Below are 15609 nucleotides of genomic sequence, written 5' to 3'. Positions count from 1 at the left end.
CTTTCTCACACTTCTCAGAGCTTACCTTCGGCAATCAGCAGCTTGCGCTCATGGGTGAGGCCTTTCAGCAGCCCCCAGGTCATGACCAGCAACACGGCTGTAAACGGAAGCCCTGCCGTAATGGCAGCTGCCTGAATCGCGCCCAGTGCGTCTTCGCCGCCACCGAAGATCAGTGCTGCGGCAATGGCACCTTCCATTACTACCCAGAACACACGCTGCGCAGTCGGAGCGTCGGTTTTACCGCCCGCGGTAATGCTGTCCACGACCAGCGAGCCGGAATCAGACGATGTCACGAAGAACACCAGCACCAGCACGATACCCACGAAGGATGAGATGGCAACGAACGGCAGGTTAGCGAACATCTGGAACATGGCCAGGGACACGTCCGTCAGACCATTTTCAGCCAGAGCACCAATGCCGTCCTGGATCTGCTCCAGAGCGGAACCGCCAAATGCGCTCATCCAAACCACGGTAATAACGGTCGGCACGATCAGTACCGCAGTCACGAATTCACGAACCGTGCGGCCCTTGGATACGCGAGCGATAAACATACCAACGAACGGCGACCAGGAAATCCACCACGCCCAGTAGAAGACCGTCCAGCCATGGAACCAGGCTTCATCTTCACGACCAAACGGATTGCTGAGTGCCAGCGCATTGCCGACGTAGCTGGATGAGGTCACCCAGATGGTTTCGAAAATGGTCATGGTCGGACCGGCAAAGATAATGAAGAACAACAGAATGCCGGCCAGTGACATGTTGACGTTACTCAGGATCTTAACGCCACCGTCGAGGCCTCGCAGCACTGAAATCAGGGCAAGAGCCGTCACGCCGGTAATAATCGCCATCTGCACGTTGATACCTGACGAAATCCCGAACAGGTAATCCAGGCCGGAAGCAGCCTGTTGCGCACCAAAACCAAGAGACGTGGCGAGACCAAAAATGGTTGCCACCACCGCCAGGATATCAATGATATGACCGGGCCAGCCCCAAACCCTATCACGGAGCAGTGGGAAGAACGCAGAGCGAATGGTCAGCGGCATGTTCTTGTTGTAGGCGAAAAACGCCAGAGACAGAGCCACAATCGCGTAGATTGCCCAGGGATGCAGACCCCAGTGATACATGGTCGCACCCATGGCCAACCGCGCGCCCTCGGCCGTATTGGCCTCAACGCCGAGCGGCGTTTCATACCAGCCCGTGTAGTAGGCGACTGGCTCGGCAACGGCCCAGAACATGAGACCGATACCCATACCTGCTGCAAAGAGCATGGCAAACCACGACATCGTCGAAAATTCTGGTTTGGCGTCCATCCCGCCGATGCGGATTTTGCCAACGGGCATGAATATAAGAGCAAGGGAGACAACGACAAAAATGTTGGCACTGATCAGGAAAAACCAGTCAAATTGTGCGATGGTCCACCATTTGGCGCCGTCGAGGAGCTCCTTCGCCTCTCCCGGGAAAATCAGCGTCCCGATTACAAACGCAACAACGATTATTGCTGTAATCGGAAAAACTGGCGCGTGTAGGTCCAGGCCAAACGGATTAATATTATCCTGGCCTGCGACGTAATCCGTTTGGTACTCGTCTTTTACAACGTCGCCCACGTTTTGAGCCTCCTGTTGGTGAAAATCTTTTCAATATTCGGATGCAAACGTTACAAGCTCGCCATCTTATTGCTTTGAGTTCAAAACATCAAAGAACGGACAACTTACGCCCTGAAAACAATCTTAGACCAATATTTCAGTGTTCGTACAAATTACTCCTTGATCCGTCTTGCCATACGGGAACGTATCTCCCGCACTTATACTGTTAATATTCTGCAAACATACTGCACATCCACTCAGAGGAGTTTATGGCTAAAACCGAAACCTTCCCCTTCCGATATACGCTTTATGCGCTGAGCCTGACTGGCTTTATCGTTTCTCTACTGGCCAGTACCATCTGGGGGGGCTGGTTTTATGTCGTCCCCGTCCTGCTCGGGGGATTGGCGGCAACCGGCACATGGGATCTGCTTCAGCGTAAACGCACTGTTAGCCGAAATTACCCCATCCTCGCCCATTTTCGGTATTTTCTTGAATCGATTGGCCCGGAAATACGCCAGTACTTCATCCAGTCCGACACCGACGAACGCCCCTTTTCACGTGAACAGCGCACCATCGTTTACCAGCGAGCCAAGAACGTACTCGACAAGCGCCCTTTCGGCTCACAGTTAGGTATGTATGACGAGGGTTTTGAGTGGATCAACCATTCCCTCCAGCCTTCTGCACTGAAAGACGCTGACTTCCGGATCGTGATTGGCAAACAGTGCGCCAAGCCCTATAACGCCAGCGTCTTCAACATCTCGGCGATGAGTTTTGGCTCGTTGTCGGCCAATGCCATCCTGAGCCTCAATGCTGGCGCAAAAATGGGGAACTTCTATCACGATACCGGCGAAGGCTCCATATCCCGCTATCACCGGGAACCGGGCGGAGATCTGGTCTGGGAAATTGGTTCCGGATACTTCGGATGTCGCAACGAAGACGGCACTTTCAACGAAGAGAGGTTCGCTCGCAATGCCGCTCTCGACCAGGTAAAAATGATAGAGGTCAAACTATCCCAGGGTGCCAAACCTGGACATGGGGGCATTCTTCCCGGCGAGAAAGTAACACCGGAAATTGCCGAGGCCCGCGGCGTCGAAGCTGGCAAGGATGTCGTTTCCCCGGCAAGCCATTCAGCGTTCTCCACACCCAGGGAATTTCTCGAGTTTCTGGAGAAACTCCGTGAGCTATCGGGCGGCAAACCGGTGGGCTTCAAACTGGCTATAGGCCATCCCTGGGAGTGGTTCGCCATCGTCAAGGCCATGCTGGAGACAGGAAAAACACCCGATTTCATCGTTGTGGATGGCGGTGAAGGCGGCACCGGCGCGGCTCCTCTGGAGTTCATCAACCGTATTGGAACACCCATGACGGAGGCCCTGTTGCTGGTACACAACACACTCGTGGGCACCAACCTGCGCGAACACATTGCCATTGGCGCTGCGGGCAAGATCACCTCAGCATTCAACATAGCCCGGACCCTGGCCCTGGGGGCAGACTGGTGTAATGCGGCAAGGGGCTACATGTTCTCTCTCGGCTGCATACAGGCGCTCAGTTGCCATACAGGAAAATGCCCCAGCGGTGTTGCAACCCAGGACCCAAGGCGAAGTAAAAAGCTTGATGTTCAGGATAAGAGCCAGCGTGTTTACAACTATCACAAGAACACCCTGGAAGCCTTGATGAACCTGCTTGAGGCGTCAGGGCTCAAGCACCCCTCCGAACTTGGGCCGGAACACATCATCCGCCGCACCTCCAAGACGGAAACCCATTCCTATATGGACCTGTTTCCCTTTCTGGAGCCGGGTGCCCTTCTGGAAGGAGAGACCGGTGAAAGAGTGTTTGATACCTACTGGCCGAACGCTACCCCGGACAGCTTCGATCCGCCGGAGTTTATTCGTCAGCTTCGAGAAACCAAACTGCGATAGAAATGCCCGAAGAATTCGGCGATTGGATGTTTATTTTTATCCGAGGCTGGTGTAGACTTCGCTCCCGCTAAGCCACTGAGATATCTCTCAAGTTTCTCTCTGGCCACTGGCAATTTCGGGGCGTAGCGCAGCTTGGTAGCGCACTTGCATGGGGTGCAAGGGGTCGTAGGTTCAAATCCTACCGTCCCGACCAAATTCCCTACACAAAGCCCGGGCCGAAAGGCCCGGGCTTTGTTGTTTTCACAGACGACTGCTAGCCAAAGTGGAAGAAGGCCAGCTTGTTACCGTCCAGGTCTCTCACGTAGGCGCCATAGAACTGATCAGGGATCCGCTGGCCAGGCTCGCCGTCACAGCTCGCACCCAACTCCAACGCTCGCTTGTAGTGGGCATCTACCGCCTCCTTGGACCCTGGGTGAATGGCGACCATATTGCCATTGCCCGGCTGATTGGGTTCGCCATCGTAGGGAGTGCACACGGCCAGCATCGGCGCCTTCATACTCTCCCCAATAAACGCAATGCGGCCCATATCCAGAAGGACCCTAGCGCCGATATCTCCCAACAGTTCCGAGTAAAAGGCCTTGGCTCGGGACATATCACTGACGCCAATCGTTACGTATCCAATCATGCTGTTATTCTCCGGTGTGAGTGTCGGTTAACTATACGACCTATTTGTTCATTTCGGCGACTGCCACCAACAAAAAAGCCGAAGGCGAACCTTCGGCTTTCAGCTTCAAAACGTCTCACTTCACCGGCGTATTGAGCACGTCGAGAACATCTTCCAGTTCGGTAATCATCTGCCGGATCAGCTGCTTGTACTGGGAGGTATCGTCTTTCACCTCGTGGCTGCTGAGTTTCTGCTTGGCCCCGCCAATGGTGTAGCCCTGATCATACAACAGGCTGCGGATCTGGCGGATGGTAATGACATCGGCACGCTGATAGTAGCGGCGGTTGCCACGGCGCTTGACCGGAGAAAGCTGAGGGAACTCCTGCTCCCAGTATCTGAGCACGTGCGCTTTTACAGCACAAAGTTCGGCAACTTCACCAATGGTGAAATAACGCTTCCCCGGTATCGTGGGTAATTCGTTGTTATGACTGGGTTCCAGCATACGCTTCTACTTTCTGTTTTAGTTTTTGTCCCGGGCGGAACGTAACAACACGCCGTGCACTGATCGGAATTTCCTCACCGGTCTTCGGGTTCCGTCCCGGCCGCTGTTTCTTGTCACGCAGATCAAAGTTACCAAATCCCGACAACTTCACCTGTTCGTTGTGGCTGAGAGCGCCTCTGATCTCGTCGAAAAAAGCTTCCACCATTTCCTTGGCTTCACGTTTGTTGAGACCCAACTCCTCGTACAACCGCTCTGCCATCTCCGCTTTCGTCAAAGCCGCCATCTGCTAACTCCTCAGTGTTGCCCCCAACTCTTCGCGCAGTGCGTCAATCACACCGTTGAAGAGCGAATGCACCTCTTCTTCATTTAGTGTGCGCTCGGGATGCTGCCAGAACAGGCTGAGAGCGAGGCTTCGGTTGCCTTCACCCAGGCTTTCACCTTCATAAACATCAAACGCACGCAAAGCCGTGAGGTGCTCCCCGGCGTGCTTTTTCGCTACACGCTCGACGTCCGCAAACCCCACGTCGCTTCCGATAATAATAGCCAAATCCCGCCGAACTTCTGGGAATTTTGAAATATCTTTGAAATTAGGCACATATCCAGAAACGACCGAATTCAAGAATAGCTCAAACATCAGAATCGTGCCATTAAGTTCCAGTTTTTTCTGCACTTGTGGGTGCAATGTGCCCATCCAGCCTACATGTTCTCCGTCCCGGATCAATTCCGCCGTCTGGCCCGGGTGCAGCGCGGGGTGCTGACTGGCGAGGAAATGCACTTCAATGCCAAGGAGCTGGAACAGACCCTCCAATTCGCCTTTTACATCAAAAAAATCGGCATTTCTGCGACCGTTGGCCCAGTTTTCAGGCAACTGACCGCCGGCGACCACACCCGAGAGCATGGGCTGTTGGTCAATCCGATCGCCATCCTTGATGAACCGGAGCCCGGTTTCGAATAGCCGGATTCGCGGCTGCTGACGATTCTGATTGTAAGCCACGGTTTTCAGCAGTCCGCTCCAGAGGCTCGTGCGCATGACGGACAGATCCGACGAAATCGGGTTTGCCAGCGCAATGCCTTCCCGCTCGGGATCAACCAGACCCTGAACTTTCGGGTCTACAAAGCTGTAGGTAATCGCTTCCTGGTATCCACACGCCACGAAATAGTTCTGGATAGCCGATACCGGGCGGACGGCCTCTTCCTGCGGGCGAAGGCCGAGTGATCCCGTGGGTTCCGTGACCGGCAGGTTGTTGTAACCGTATATCCGTCCAATTTCTTCGATCAGATCCTCTTCGATACTGATATCCGGGCGGAAACTCGGCACGTGTACCCGCCAGCCATCCTTCAGCAGCTTATCGATATGAAGGCCCAGACGGGTCAGAATTTCTTCCACCGTAGTGCGGTCGATCTCCAGCCCCAACACGTCGGCAACACGTGTCTCCCGAAGGTCCACCGTGCGGTCTTCAGGCAAGTCCTGCTTGCTGACAACCTCGACAATATCCCCAGGCTCGCCACCCACGATGGACATCAACAATGCCGTTGCACGCTCCATGGCATCGCGGGCAAGCTCGTAGTCCACGCCACGCTCGAACCTATGTGAAGCGTCCGTGTGAAGGCCATAGTGGCGCGCCTTACCCGCCAGAGTAATCGGATCAAAATAGGCAGCCTCAAGGATCAGGTCGCGGGTTCGCTCACTCACTCCGGAATGCTCGCCACCCATCACACCGGCAATCGCTATCGGCTTGGCGTGATCCGCGATAACCAGGGTATCCGGGGTCAGTTCCACTTCCTGTCCATCCAGCAATACCAACTTTTCACCCTGCATTGCCCGGCGCACAACAATGCCACCCTCTATTTCCTCACGGTCAAAGGCGTGTAGGGGCTGACCCAGTTCAAGCATCACATAGTTGGTAACATCCACCGCAGCGTCGATAGAGCGGATCCCGGAGCGGCGAAGCTTTTCCTGCATCCACAGTGGGGATTCAATGCTAAGGTCCACGTTGCGCAGGATTCTCCCCAGATACCGGGGGCAGCCTTCGGGGTCTTTCACGGCGATGTCAGGCACCTCTGAGTGCACTGCTTCCACGGGGAGAATTTCCGGCCCCTCAACCACAAGGCTGTTCAGTACCCCGACTTCCCGGGCGATCCCTTTGATCGACAGGCAATCACTGCGATTCGGCGTCAGATCCACATCGATGGTGACGTCGTTCAACTTGAGAAACTCACTCAGCTCCTGGCCTACCGGCGCATCGTCCGGCAACTCCATCAGGCCGTCATGGCTGTCCGAAAGGCCAAGCTCTGACTCTGAGCACAGCATCCCTTCCGAAGGTTGCCCACGCAGCTTGGCCTTCTTGATCTTGAAGTCGCCCGGCAACACCGCTCCGACGACGGCAAACGGCACCTTCAGGCCGTCGCGCACGTTGGGCGCACCGCAAACCACCTGTACCGTTTGAGCACCATCACTGACCTGACAAACCCGAAGCTTATCCGCATCGGGATGAGGCGATACCGACACAACCTCACCCACAACAATGCCACTGAACTTGCCGGCTACCGGCTCAAATCCGTCAACTTCCAGACCCGCCATGGTGATCTGATCCATCAATGCCTGGGTATCATTCGCCGGATTGACCCATTCGCGTAGCCACTGTTCACTGAATTTCATGGTATCTGCCTTGTCCTGATGCGGTGTTGCCTGTTAGTTCGTTTACCTTGATGGCGTGTTCAACGGAACTGCCGCAGAAAGCGGAGGTCGTTCTCAAAGAACATGCGCAGGTCATTCACGCCATAGCGAAGCATGGCAAGGCGCTCTACGCCCAGACCAAACGCAAAGCCACGATATTCCTCGGCATCGATACCGCAATGCTCGAATACTTTGGGGTGAACCATGCCGCAGCCCATCACTTCCAGCCATTTGATGCTGCCATCCTCTTCGCGCCCCCATTCGATATCCACCTCGGCGGACGGCTCCGTGAACGGGAAATAGGACGGGCGGAATCGCACTTCCAGGTCGCGCTCGAAGAATACCCGCAGGAATTCCTCAACGGTGCTCTTCAAGTCCGCAAAGCTCACGTCTTTCTCGACCAACAACCCTTCCACCTGGTGAAACATGGGAGTGTGGGTCATATCCGAGTCGCAGCGGTAGACGCGGCCGGGGCAAATCATCCGAAAAGGTGGCTTGCCATCTTCCATGGTGCGAATCTGAACCGGTGAGGTGTGGGTTCGCAGCAATGTGCCGGGATTGAAGTAAAACGTGTCATGCATGGCACGGGCCGGATGGTGGCCGGGAATGTTGAGAGCTTCGAAGTTGTGATAGTCGTCTTCGATTTCCGGCCCCTGCTCCACGGTATAGCCCGCGCGGGAGAAAAATTGCTCAATACGCTGAAGGGTGCGGGTAACCGGATGCAAACCACCCAGATCCTGGCCTCGCCCGGGAAGCGTCACATCAATGGATTCACTGGCGAGTTTTTGCTCGATGGCGGCGCGCTCAAGGTCTGTACGGCGGGCGTTGATAGCCTGCTCCACCTGCCCCTTGGCGTCGTTGATCTTCTGGCCGGCGGCGGGACGTTCTTCCGCAGACAGCTTACCCAGTGTCTTCGCCTGCTGGGTGATCACACCCTTCTTGCCAAGGTATTCAACACGAATCTGATCCAGTGCCTGCAAACTGTCGGCACTTTCAACCGCCGCCAGGCCGTCCTGAACGAGTTGATCCAGGTTTTCCATTGACCCTGCTCCAATCCAGAAATGGAATCACTCTAAACAAAAATAGGGGAAGAGCGCGCCCTTCCCCTATCAGAAGGCGTCTTCATGAACCCATGGAGACGCCTGAATCGATCGGTTAACCGATGAAAGAGCTAAGCGATCACAGAGACGCTTTGGCCTTCTCAACAACAGCGGTAAACGCCTGCTGCTCGTTCATGGCCAGGTCGGCCAGAACTTTACGGTCGATCTCAACATTGGCCTTCTTCAGGCCAGCAATCAGACGGCTGTAAGACAGGCCGTTGGCACGGGCGCCAGCATTGATACGGGCAATCCACAGTGCGCGGAACGAGCGCTTACGGTTACGACGGTCACGGTAAGCGTACTGACCGGCCTTGATAACCGCCTGTTTGGCTACGCGGAAGACGCGGCTACGCGCTCCGTAATAACCCTTGGCCTGACTGAGAATCTTTTTATGACGACGGCGTGCAACCACACCACGTTTTACGCGAGGCATACGTTAATCCTTCTACCTTTAAACCTAAAAAGAAATGGCTAGCGGCTGAATCAGCACGCCGTCATACGTTTGATTGAAGCCACATCGGACTTGGCAATCAACTTGGTACCACGGAGCTGACGCTTACGCTTCGGGCTCTTCTTGGTCAAGATATGACTGGTGAAGGACTGCTTATGCTTAAAGCCAGTAGCGGTCTTCTTGAACCGCTTGGTGGCCCCGCTTTTGGTTTTCATCTTGGGCATTTTTAAAACTCCGCATTCTGTTTTTAAGTGATATCAATGTGCCCCTGAACGACAAATCCCCCGCGACCGCGGGGGATCAGCACCGGATCAGGTTCACTTCTTTTTACGGGGGGCCACTACCATGGTCATCTGGCGGCCTTCCATTTTCGGCCGCTGTTCTACCTGGGCAAGCTCTTCAATATCCACTTCGATCCTGTTCATGAGCTTCATACCAATTTCCTGGTGTGCCATCTCACGCCCACGGAAGCGGATAGTGATTTTGCCGCGGTCCCCGTTTTCAAGGAAACGTACCAGGTTGCGTAGTTTGACCTGATAATCCCCTTCTTCAGTTCCTGGCCGGAACTTAAGCTCTTTGACCTGCGTCTGCTTCTGCTTTTTCTTGGCAGCCGCTTTGGCCTTCTTCTCATCGAAGATTTTCTTGCCGTAGTCCATTATCTTACAGACGATCGGATCGGAATCCGTAACCTGAACCAGGTCAAGAGACGCTTCTTCAGCCTGCTTGAGTGCATCTTCAATCGGTACGACACCGACCTGATTGCCTTCGGCATCGATCAGACGGACTTCAGTTGCGTCAATGTTCTCGTTGATCGGCGCTTTTGGAGTGCGCCCCCGATTCGCTCGCTGTTTAATAATCAGATCTCCGTTTTGGTTCTGCCTTTGCGATTGATTTCGTCAGCCATCAGCTGCTCAAACGCTTCCAGCGATAAAGTTCCCAGATCCTCACCCTTGCGGGTTCTCACCGCAACGGCGTTGTTTTCAACTTCTTTGTCGCCGATAACAACAAGGAAGGGAACTTTGTTAATAGTATGCTCGCGGATTTTAAAGCCGATCTTCTCGTTTCTCAAGTCAGCATTAACCCTATAGCCAAGGGAATCCCACTTTTTCGCAAGATTCTGGCAATAATCCCGCTGATTGTCGGTAATATTCAGCACCGCGATCTGCGTTGGCGCAAGCCATGTCGGGAAAGCGCCCTCGTATTCCTCGATGAGGATACCAATAAAGCGCTCGAACGAACCAAGAACCGCCCTGTGTAACATCACCGGCGTCTTGCGCTCGGAGTTATCTGCCACATATTGGGCACCCAGCCGTCCCGGCATGGAAAAATCGACCTGAATGGTACCACATTGCCACACCCGTCCGATGCAGTCTTTCAGCGAAAACTCGATTTTCGGGCCATAAAAGGCGCCCTCACCCGGCAAAAGCTCCCAATCAACGCCTTCCCGGTTCAATGCTTCTTCCAGCGCGGCTTCCGCTTTGTCCCAGACTTCGTCCGAGCCAACCCGCTTTTCCGGACGGGTTGAGAGCTTGTAAAGAATCTCCGTAAACCCGAAATCCGCATAAATCTCGTGGAGCATGCCGATAAAGTCAGACACTTCCTGCTGAATGGCATCCTCTTCACAGAAAATGTGGGCATCGTCCTGGGTAAACCCGCGAACCCGCATCAAACCATGCAAGGCACCAGACGCCTCGTTACGGTGACAGGAACCGAACTCGGCCAGACGCAGTGGCAGGTCCTTGTAGCTTTTCAGGCCCTGGTTGAAAACCTGCACATGGCAGGGACAGTTCATCGGCTTGATGGCGTAGTCGTGCTTCTCGGACTCCGTGGTAAACATGTCGTCCTTGAACTTGTCCCAGTGCCCTGACTTTTCCCAAAGCGCCCTGGAAACCACCTGCGGCGTCTTGATCTCCTGGTAACCATGCTCATGCTGCTTGCGGCGCATGTACTGCTCGATCTCCTGATACAGGGACCAGCCATCCGGATGCCAGAACACCATGCCCGGGGCCTCTTCCTGCATGTGGAACAGGCTCAATTTCTTGCCGATCTTGCGGTGGTCGCGCTTCTCGGCCTCTTCCAGGCGATGCAGATAGGCCTTCAGGTCTTTCTTGTTGCCCCAGGCAGTGCCATACACCCTCTGCAACTGCTCGTTGCTGGTATCGCCGCGCCAGTAGGCGCCGGCAACCTTGGTCAGCTTGAAGGCCTTGAGCTTGCCGGTGTTGGGCACGTGAGGGCCACGACACAGATCGATAAAGTCACCCTGGCGGTAGAAGGACAGATCTTCCTCGCCGGGAATATCCTCAATGATGCGAACCTTGTATTCCTCGCCCATCTCATCAAACAGACGGACAGCTTCGTCACGGGACATGACCGATCGGGAAACCGGAATATCCTGCTTGGCCAGCTCTTCCATGCGCTTTTCGATCCGGCTCAGATCTTCATTGGTGAACGGCCGATCGAATTTGAAATCGTAATAGAACCCGTTGTCCACAACCGGACCAATAGTCACCTGAGCGGAAGGAAACAGTTCCTTGACCGCCATGGCCAGGAGATGTGCTGTGGAGTGGCGGATAATGTCGACGCCGTCTTCATCACGCTCGGTGACAATGGCAAGCTCAGCGTCTTCTTCAATCGGGAAGCTGGTATCGACCAGTTGGCCATTTACACGGCCGGCAATGGCGGCCTTGGCAAGCCCGGCACCAATGTCTGCGGCGACATCGTGAACGGTAACAGATTCGGCAAAACTGCGGTGACTGCCATCCGGCAGGGTAACAACAGGCATAGTAGGCTCCTAGGGACTCAGAGGTGATCCGTACCAAAGACCACATGTTGACGGTTGGCCGCGATACAAACCGCGGACCGTTGCGCGCAGGAGTTTAACAGAAAAAAGCCCGGCAGGTTAATGCCGGGCTTTTAAGGGGAAAAGGGTCAGCCGTAGGCGCTGGCCTCTTCGGGTGTGCGTCGCCGCAATTGGCCGAACGCGACAAGACCAAGCAGTATAAGCGCGGGAATGAACATAAGTTCCTTCGGCGGGCGCTCATTCTCAACCTGCACGGCATCAATGGTCCAGCCGAAGCTGACGCCGGCGTTCTCTGCCTGGCTACCATAGCCAACGAAATCCACCACCATCGTGTCATCCTGACGCGACAGCTCAAGGCCAGCGCTCGCCAGTCTCGCCTCCGGGGATTCCGCTGCGGGTAGCTCCAGACTGAGATAAGTGGAAACCTCGTCACCACTCAGGGACATGCCCGATGCCTGCACTACCAGGGACTCGCCTGCGGGCACATTTTCAATATGCTCAATCACCTCGGTACCCGGCCTGTCCTGCGTTGCCGGGTAGACCATGTCCCACCAATAACCTGGACGGAACAGGGTAAACGTGATCAGCAGCAGCAGAGCCGACTCCCACTTGTAGCTCTTGGTAAACCAGTAACCCTGAGTGGCCGCCGAGAAGACCAGCATGGCCGTCACCGCACTGGCAACCGTCACCAGCAAATCCACCCAACCCGTCAGGCCAATCAACAACAACTGGGTGTTGAAGATGAACATGAAGGGCAGAATCGCTGTCCGAATATCGTACGTGAAGCCCTGCACACCCGTTCGTATCGGGTCCGCCCCTGATATAGCCGCCGCCGCGTAGGCGGCCAGCCCCACGGGCGGCGTATCATCCGCCAGTATGCCGAAATAGAACACGAACAGATGGACAGCGATCAAAGGCACCAACAAGCCATTCTGGGCGCCCAGTGTCACGATAACCGGAGCCATCAGGGTGGAAACCACGATGTAGTTGGCGGTGGTAGGCAGCCCCATACCCAGAATCAGACTGATAATCGCTGTGAAAACCAGCATCAGCAACAGGTTGCCGCCGGAGATGAACTCCACAAACTGGGTCATCACCAGGCCAATGCCTGTCAGCGTCACCGTGCCCACCACAATGCCGGCGGTGGCTGTCGCCACACCGATACCAACCATATTCCTCGCGCCAGTTACCAGCGAGAGGGTGAGGTCAACGAGGCCGGTTTTGGTTTCCGCGAGGAAGTGACCCTTTTTGCGGAAAAACGCTTTCAGTGGCTGCTGAGTGATCACGATGAAAATCATGAACACGGTGGCCCAGAATGCTGATAACTGGGGCGAAAACCGCTCAACAGTCAGGCACCAGACCAGGACCACCACTGGCAACAGGAAGTACAGGCCGGTCTTAACCGTTGGCCCCACGTCAGGCAGTGTATCCATTGAGGACTCAGGATCGTCCTGCGCCAGTTCCGGAAAGCGGGTGGAGTACCAGACCAGTCCGATATAAATGAGCAGTAGCAGCGGCCCGAGAACCCACACAGCCGCTTCGCCCAGAACCACCTTCAACCATCCAATGCCGTAATACACGATGAACGTGAGAGCACTCAGGCCGATCAGAATCACAACCCAGTTCAGCATGCGCTGGGCCAGCGTCGGGCGATTCGGACGTTCAATACCCTTCATCTTGAGCTTACAGGCCTCAAGATGAACGATGTAGATCAGCGCCACGTAGGAGATCAGCGCTGGCAGGATGGCGTGCTTGATCACTTCCAGGTAGGAAATGCCCACGTACTCAACCATCAGGAAGGCTGCCGCACCCATAATGGGAGGCGTCAACTGACCGTTAGTGGACGCAGCTACCTCAACAGCACCCGCCTTGGTAGCGGGGAAACCAACCCGCTTCATCAGGGGGATGGTAAAGGTGCCGGTTGTCACCACGTTGGCGATGGACGAACCTGAAATCACACCGCTCAGACCACTGGATACCACCGCGGCCTTGGCGGGACCGCCGCGCATGTGCCCGAGCATGGCGTAGGCAACCTGGATAAAGTAGTTGCCCGCCCCTGCCCGCTCCAGCAGCGCACCGAATAACACAAACAGGAAGACAAAACTGGTGGACACGCCAAGGGCGACACCAAACACGCCTTCCGTACCCAACCACATATGGGAAGACAGCTTGCTCAGACTGGCCCCCTTGTGGGAAATCACATCCGGCATATAGGGACCGGCCAGCGCGTAGATAAGGAACACACCAGCAACGATGGTCAGCGGCAGCCCCAGTGCGCGGCGAGTTGCTTCCAGAAGCAGTACCAGACCACCAAGTGCAATGATCAGGTCCTGGGTAATAGGCGAGCCCGGACGCGTCGCAAGCTGGTCATAAAACAGATACAGATAAGAGGCTGCAAAAGCGGCAGCCAGGGCAAGAATCCAGTCGTAAACCGGTACGTGGTCAACATTCCTGCCACGAATCATGGGATAAGCCGCAAACGCGAGGAACGCAGCAAAGGCGAGATGAATGGATCTTGCTTCCGTCGAGTTAAAAACACCGAACTCAACAATGTAGGGGAGCGGTGACGCTATCCATAGCTGAAAGAGGGACCAGAGCAGAGGGACGACAAAAAGAATCTTTGCAGCCGTACCGGTCGCAGCCCTTCCACCGGTTTCGGTTTGGAGAACCTCTGCAACCTTCTTGCTGTCGATGGTATCCCCGGCTCTCGGTTCGCTATTGGTCATAGCTGGGTCCTGTAAGAATATAGCGGGTCGGAGATCAGAACACCGCGGGCAGGCCTGCCCGCGGTGTCGTTGTACCGGTTACAGGATCAGTCGATCAGGCCGGCTTCTTTGTAGTACTTCGCCGCGCCCGGGTGCAGGGGAGCACTCAACGCGTCGGATACCATTTCTTCTTTTTTCAGGTTGGCAAACGCAGGGTGGAGGCGCTTGAAGCTGTCAAAGTTCTCGAATACAGCCTTGACCACTTCGTACACTACGTCCTCAGATACCTCGGTAGACGAGACGAACGTTGCCGCCACACCAAACGTGGTCACGTCGTCATCAGAACCACGATACATACCACCCGGGATCACCGCTTCGCGGTAGTATGGGTTATCTGCAACCAGCTTCTTGGTCGCCTCGTTGTTGACGCTGACGATCACACTGTCACAGGACGTGGTCGCTTCCTTGATCGCACCGGAAGGGTGGCCAACGGTGTAGAAGAATGCATCAATATTGCCATCGCACAGAGCCTGGGATTGCTCCGCAGCCTTCAGTTCCGCCGGAAGCGAGAACTTGTCCATGGTCCAGCCCATTTCGTCCATCAGCACTTCTGCTGTGGCGCGCTGACCAGAACCGGGGTTACCGACGGACACACGCTTGCCTGCGAGATCTTCAAACGTCTTGATACCGGACCCTTTGCTGGCAACCACCGTGAATGGCTCGGGGTGCAGCGAGAATACAGCACGCAGCTTCTCGTTCTTTCCGTCTTCCTCGAACTGGCTGGTGCCGTTGTAGGCGTGGTACTGCCAGTCAGACTGGGCTACCGCCAGGTCCAGCTCACCCTGGCGAATCGCGTTCAGGTTATAGACCGAACCGCCGGTGCTCTCTACAGAGCAGCGAATACCATGTTCCTTACGATCCATGTTAACCAGGCGACAAATCGCACCACCAGCCGGATAGTACACACCGGTTACGCCCCCGGTACCGATGGTGACAAATTTCTGCTCCTGCGCGGTAACCGCTGTTGAGGCGGTTCCAAGGCTGACCGCTGCTGCAACTGCAAGTGCGGAAAATTTCTGTTTCAGTGCCATGACTTTTCCCTTATCTGTTCATTATTGCTTTTTTGGGCCCGCGTAACGAAACGGACACTCCTCACTTTCGCCTTAAAACATAGACCACTTTGCGATATAAATAAAGCAAGGGTTAGCTCGCTAACCACTTGAGCAAAAAAACAAAAAAGCCCGCAGAGCGGGCTCAGATTGCTGACAAAC

13 protein-coding genes and 1 tRNA gene are annotated in these 15609 nt (G+C 55.1%); 2 read left to right on the top strand and 12 right to left on the bottom strand.

Annotation, left to right across the window (positions count from 1 at the left end; genetic code table 11):
- Window positions 1-14: 14 nt before the first annotated feature.
- The gene (locus tag B2590_RS08095) at window positions 15-1604 is read right to left on the bottom strand and encodes a BCCT family transporter (protein ID WP_041334750.1); all 1590 of its coding nucleotides are present in this window, start codon (window positions 1602-1604) and stop codon (window positions 15-17) included.
- A 248-nt stretch (window positions 1605-1852) separates the two neighbouring features.
- Here B2590_RS08095 and B2590_RS08090 point away from each other — a divergent pair, with 248 nt between their 5' ends.
- Window positions 1853-3499 (top strand): FMN-binding glutamate synthase family protein, encoded by a 1647-nt coding sequence (locus B2590_RS08090; RefSeq protein ID WP_286811672.1) that lies wholly within the window; start codon window positions 1853-1855, stop codon window positions 3497-3499.
- A gap of 116 nt (window positions 3500-3615) precedes the next feature.
- Window positions 3616-3692, top strand: a tRNA-Pro gene (locus B2590_RS08085).
- 60 nt (window positions 3693-3752) lie between these two features.
- On the opposite strand, the gene B2590_RS08080 is transcribed toward B2590_RS08085, so the two are convergent.
- The 11 genes from B2590_RS08080 to B2590_RS08030 all read right to left on the bottom strand — a co-directional run bounded on the left by B2590_RS08080 (window position 3753) and on the right by B2590_RS08030 (window position 15429).
- Window positions 3753-4124 (bottom strand): VOC family protein, encoded by a 372-nt coding sequence (locus B2590_RS08080; protein WP_075195578.1) that lies wholly within the window; start codon window positions 4122-4124, stop codon window positions 3753-3755.
- A gap of 115 nt (window positions 4125-4239) precedes the next feature.
- A complete protein-coding gene (locus B2590_RS08075; RefSeq protein ID WP_036204624.1) occupies window positions 4240-4605 on the bottom strand; it encodes a MerR family transcriptional regulator in 366 nt (121 codons plus the stop codon).
- The gene (ihfA, locus tag B2590_RS08070; protein WP_007151838.1) at window positions 4586-4888 is read right to left on the bottom strand and encodes an integration host factor subunit alpha; all 303 of its coding nucleotides are present in this window, start codon (window positions 4886-4888) and stop codon (window positions 4586-4588) included. Before ihfA ends, B2590_RS08075 begins: the two co-directional genes overlap by 20 nt.
- Window positions 4889-4891: 3 nt before the next feature.
- Entirely contained in the window at window positions 4892-7264 is a 2373-nt protein-coding gene (pheT, locus tag B2590_RS08065; protein WP_286811671.1) for a phenylalanine--tRNA ligase subunit beta, read from the bottom strand.
- 59 nt (window positions 7265-7323) lie between these two features.
- Window positions 7324-8322, bottom strand: a complete 999-nt coding sequence (pheS, locus tag B2590_RS08060; protein WP_036204614.1) for a phenylalanine--tRNA ligase subunit alpha — start codon at window positions 8320-8322, stop codon at window positions 7324-7326.
- A 139-nt stretch (window positions 8323-8461) separates the two neighbouring features.
- Window positions 8462-8815 (bottom strand): 50S ribosomal protein L20, encoded by a 354-nt coding sequence (gene rplT / locus B2590_RS08055; protein WP_007151841.1) that lies wholly within the window; start codon window positions 8813-8815, stop codon window positions 8462-8464.
- A 50-nt stretch (window positions 8816-8865) separates the two neighbouring features.
- Window positions 8866-9057 (bottom strand): 50S ribosomal protein L35, encoded by a 192-nt coding sequence (rpmI, locus tag B2590_RS08050; RefSeq protein ID WP_007151842.1) that lies wholly within the window; start codon window positions 9055-9057, stop codon window positions 8866-8868.
- Between the two features lie 93 nt (window positions 9058-9150).
- Window positions 9151-9693 (bottom strand): translation initiation factor IF-3, encoded by a 543-nt coding sequence (gene infC, locus B2590_RS08045; RefSeq protein WP_075195579.1) that lies wholly within the window; start codon window positions 9691-9693, stop codon window positions 9151-9153.
- Complete coding sequence (gene thrS / locus B2590_RS08040; protein ID WP_075195580.1) at window positions 9690-11615, bottom strand: threonine--tRNA ligase; 1926 nt, start codon at window positions 11613-11615, stop codon at window positions 9690-9692. Before thrS ends, infC begins: the two co-directional genes overlap by 4 nt.
- Before the next feature lie 146 nt (window positions 11616-11761).
- A complete protein-coding gene (locus B2590_RS08035; RefSeq protein ID WP_085681348.1) occupies window positions 11762-14359 on the bottom strand; it encodes a TRAP transporter permease in 2598 nt (865 codons plus the stop codon).
- Between the two features lie 86 nt (window positions 14360-14445).
- Window positions 14446-15429: a TAXI family TRAP transporter solute-binding subunit gene (locus B2590_RS08030; protein WP_036204607.1), complete on the bottom strand. Its 984-nt coding sequence runs from the start codon at window positions 15427-15429 to the stop codon at window positions 14446-14448.
- Window positions 15430-15609: the final 180 nt, after the last annotated feature.

It is taken from the genome of Marinobacter sp. UBA3604 (assembly GCF_002375325.1).
Taxonomy (GTDB): domain Bacteria; phylum Pseudomonadota; class Gammaproteobacteria; order Pseudomonadales; family Oleiphilaceae; genus Marinobacter; species Marinobacter salarius.
The sequence above is the reverse complement of the archived record's forward strand: the minus strand, read 5'-3'. Positions and strand labels throughout refer to the sequence as shown.

Coding starts and splice junctions, on each gene's coding strand:
- B2590_RS08090 (WP_286811672.1), top strand. CDS start 1,853: ATGGCTAAAACCGAAACCTTCCCCTTCCGATATACGCTTTATGCGCTG.
- B2590_RS08080 (WP_075195578.1), bottom strand. CDS start 4,124: ATGATTGGATACGTAACGATTGGCGTCAGTGATATGTCCCGAGCCAAG.
- B2590_RS08075 (WP_036204624.1), bottom strand. CDS start 4,605: ATGCTGGAACCCAGTCATAACAACGAATTACCCACGATACCGGGGAAG.
- ihfA (WP_007151838.1), bottom strand. CDS start 4,888: ATGGCGGCTTTGACGAAAGCGGAGATGGCAGAGCGGTTGTACGAGGAG.
- pheT (WP_286811671.1), bottom strand. CDS start 7,264: ATGAAATTCAGTGAACAGTGGCTACGCGAATGGGTCAATCCGGCGAAT.
- pheS (WP_036204614.1), bottom strand. CDS start 8,322: ATGGAAAACCTGGATCAACTCGTTCAGGACGGCCTGGCGGCGGTTGAA.
- rplT (WP_007151841.1), bottom strand. CDS start 8,815: ATGCCTCGCGTAAAACGTGGTGTGGTTGCACGCCGTCGTCATAAAAAG.
- rpmI (WP_007151842.1), bottom strand. CDS start 9,057: ATGCCCAAGATGAAAACCAAAAGCGGGGCCACCAAGCGGTTCAAGAAG.
- thrS (WP_075195580.1), bottom strand. CDS start 11,615: ATGCCTGTTGTTACCCTGCCGGATGGCAGTCACCGCAGTTTTGCCGAA.
- B2590_RS08035 (WP_085681348.1), bottom strand. CDS start 14,359: ATGACCAATAGCGAACCGAGAGCCGGGGATACCATCGACAGCAAGAAG.
- B2590_RS08030 (WP_036204607.1), bottom strand. CDS start 15,429: ATGGCACTGAAACAGAAATTTTCCGCACTTGCAGTTGCAGCAGCGGTC.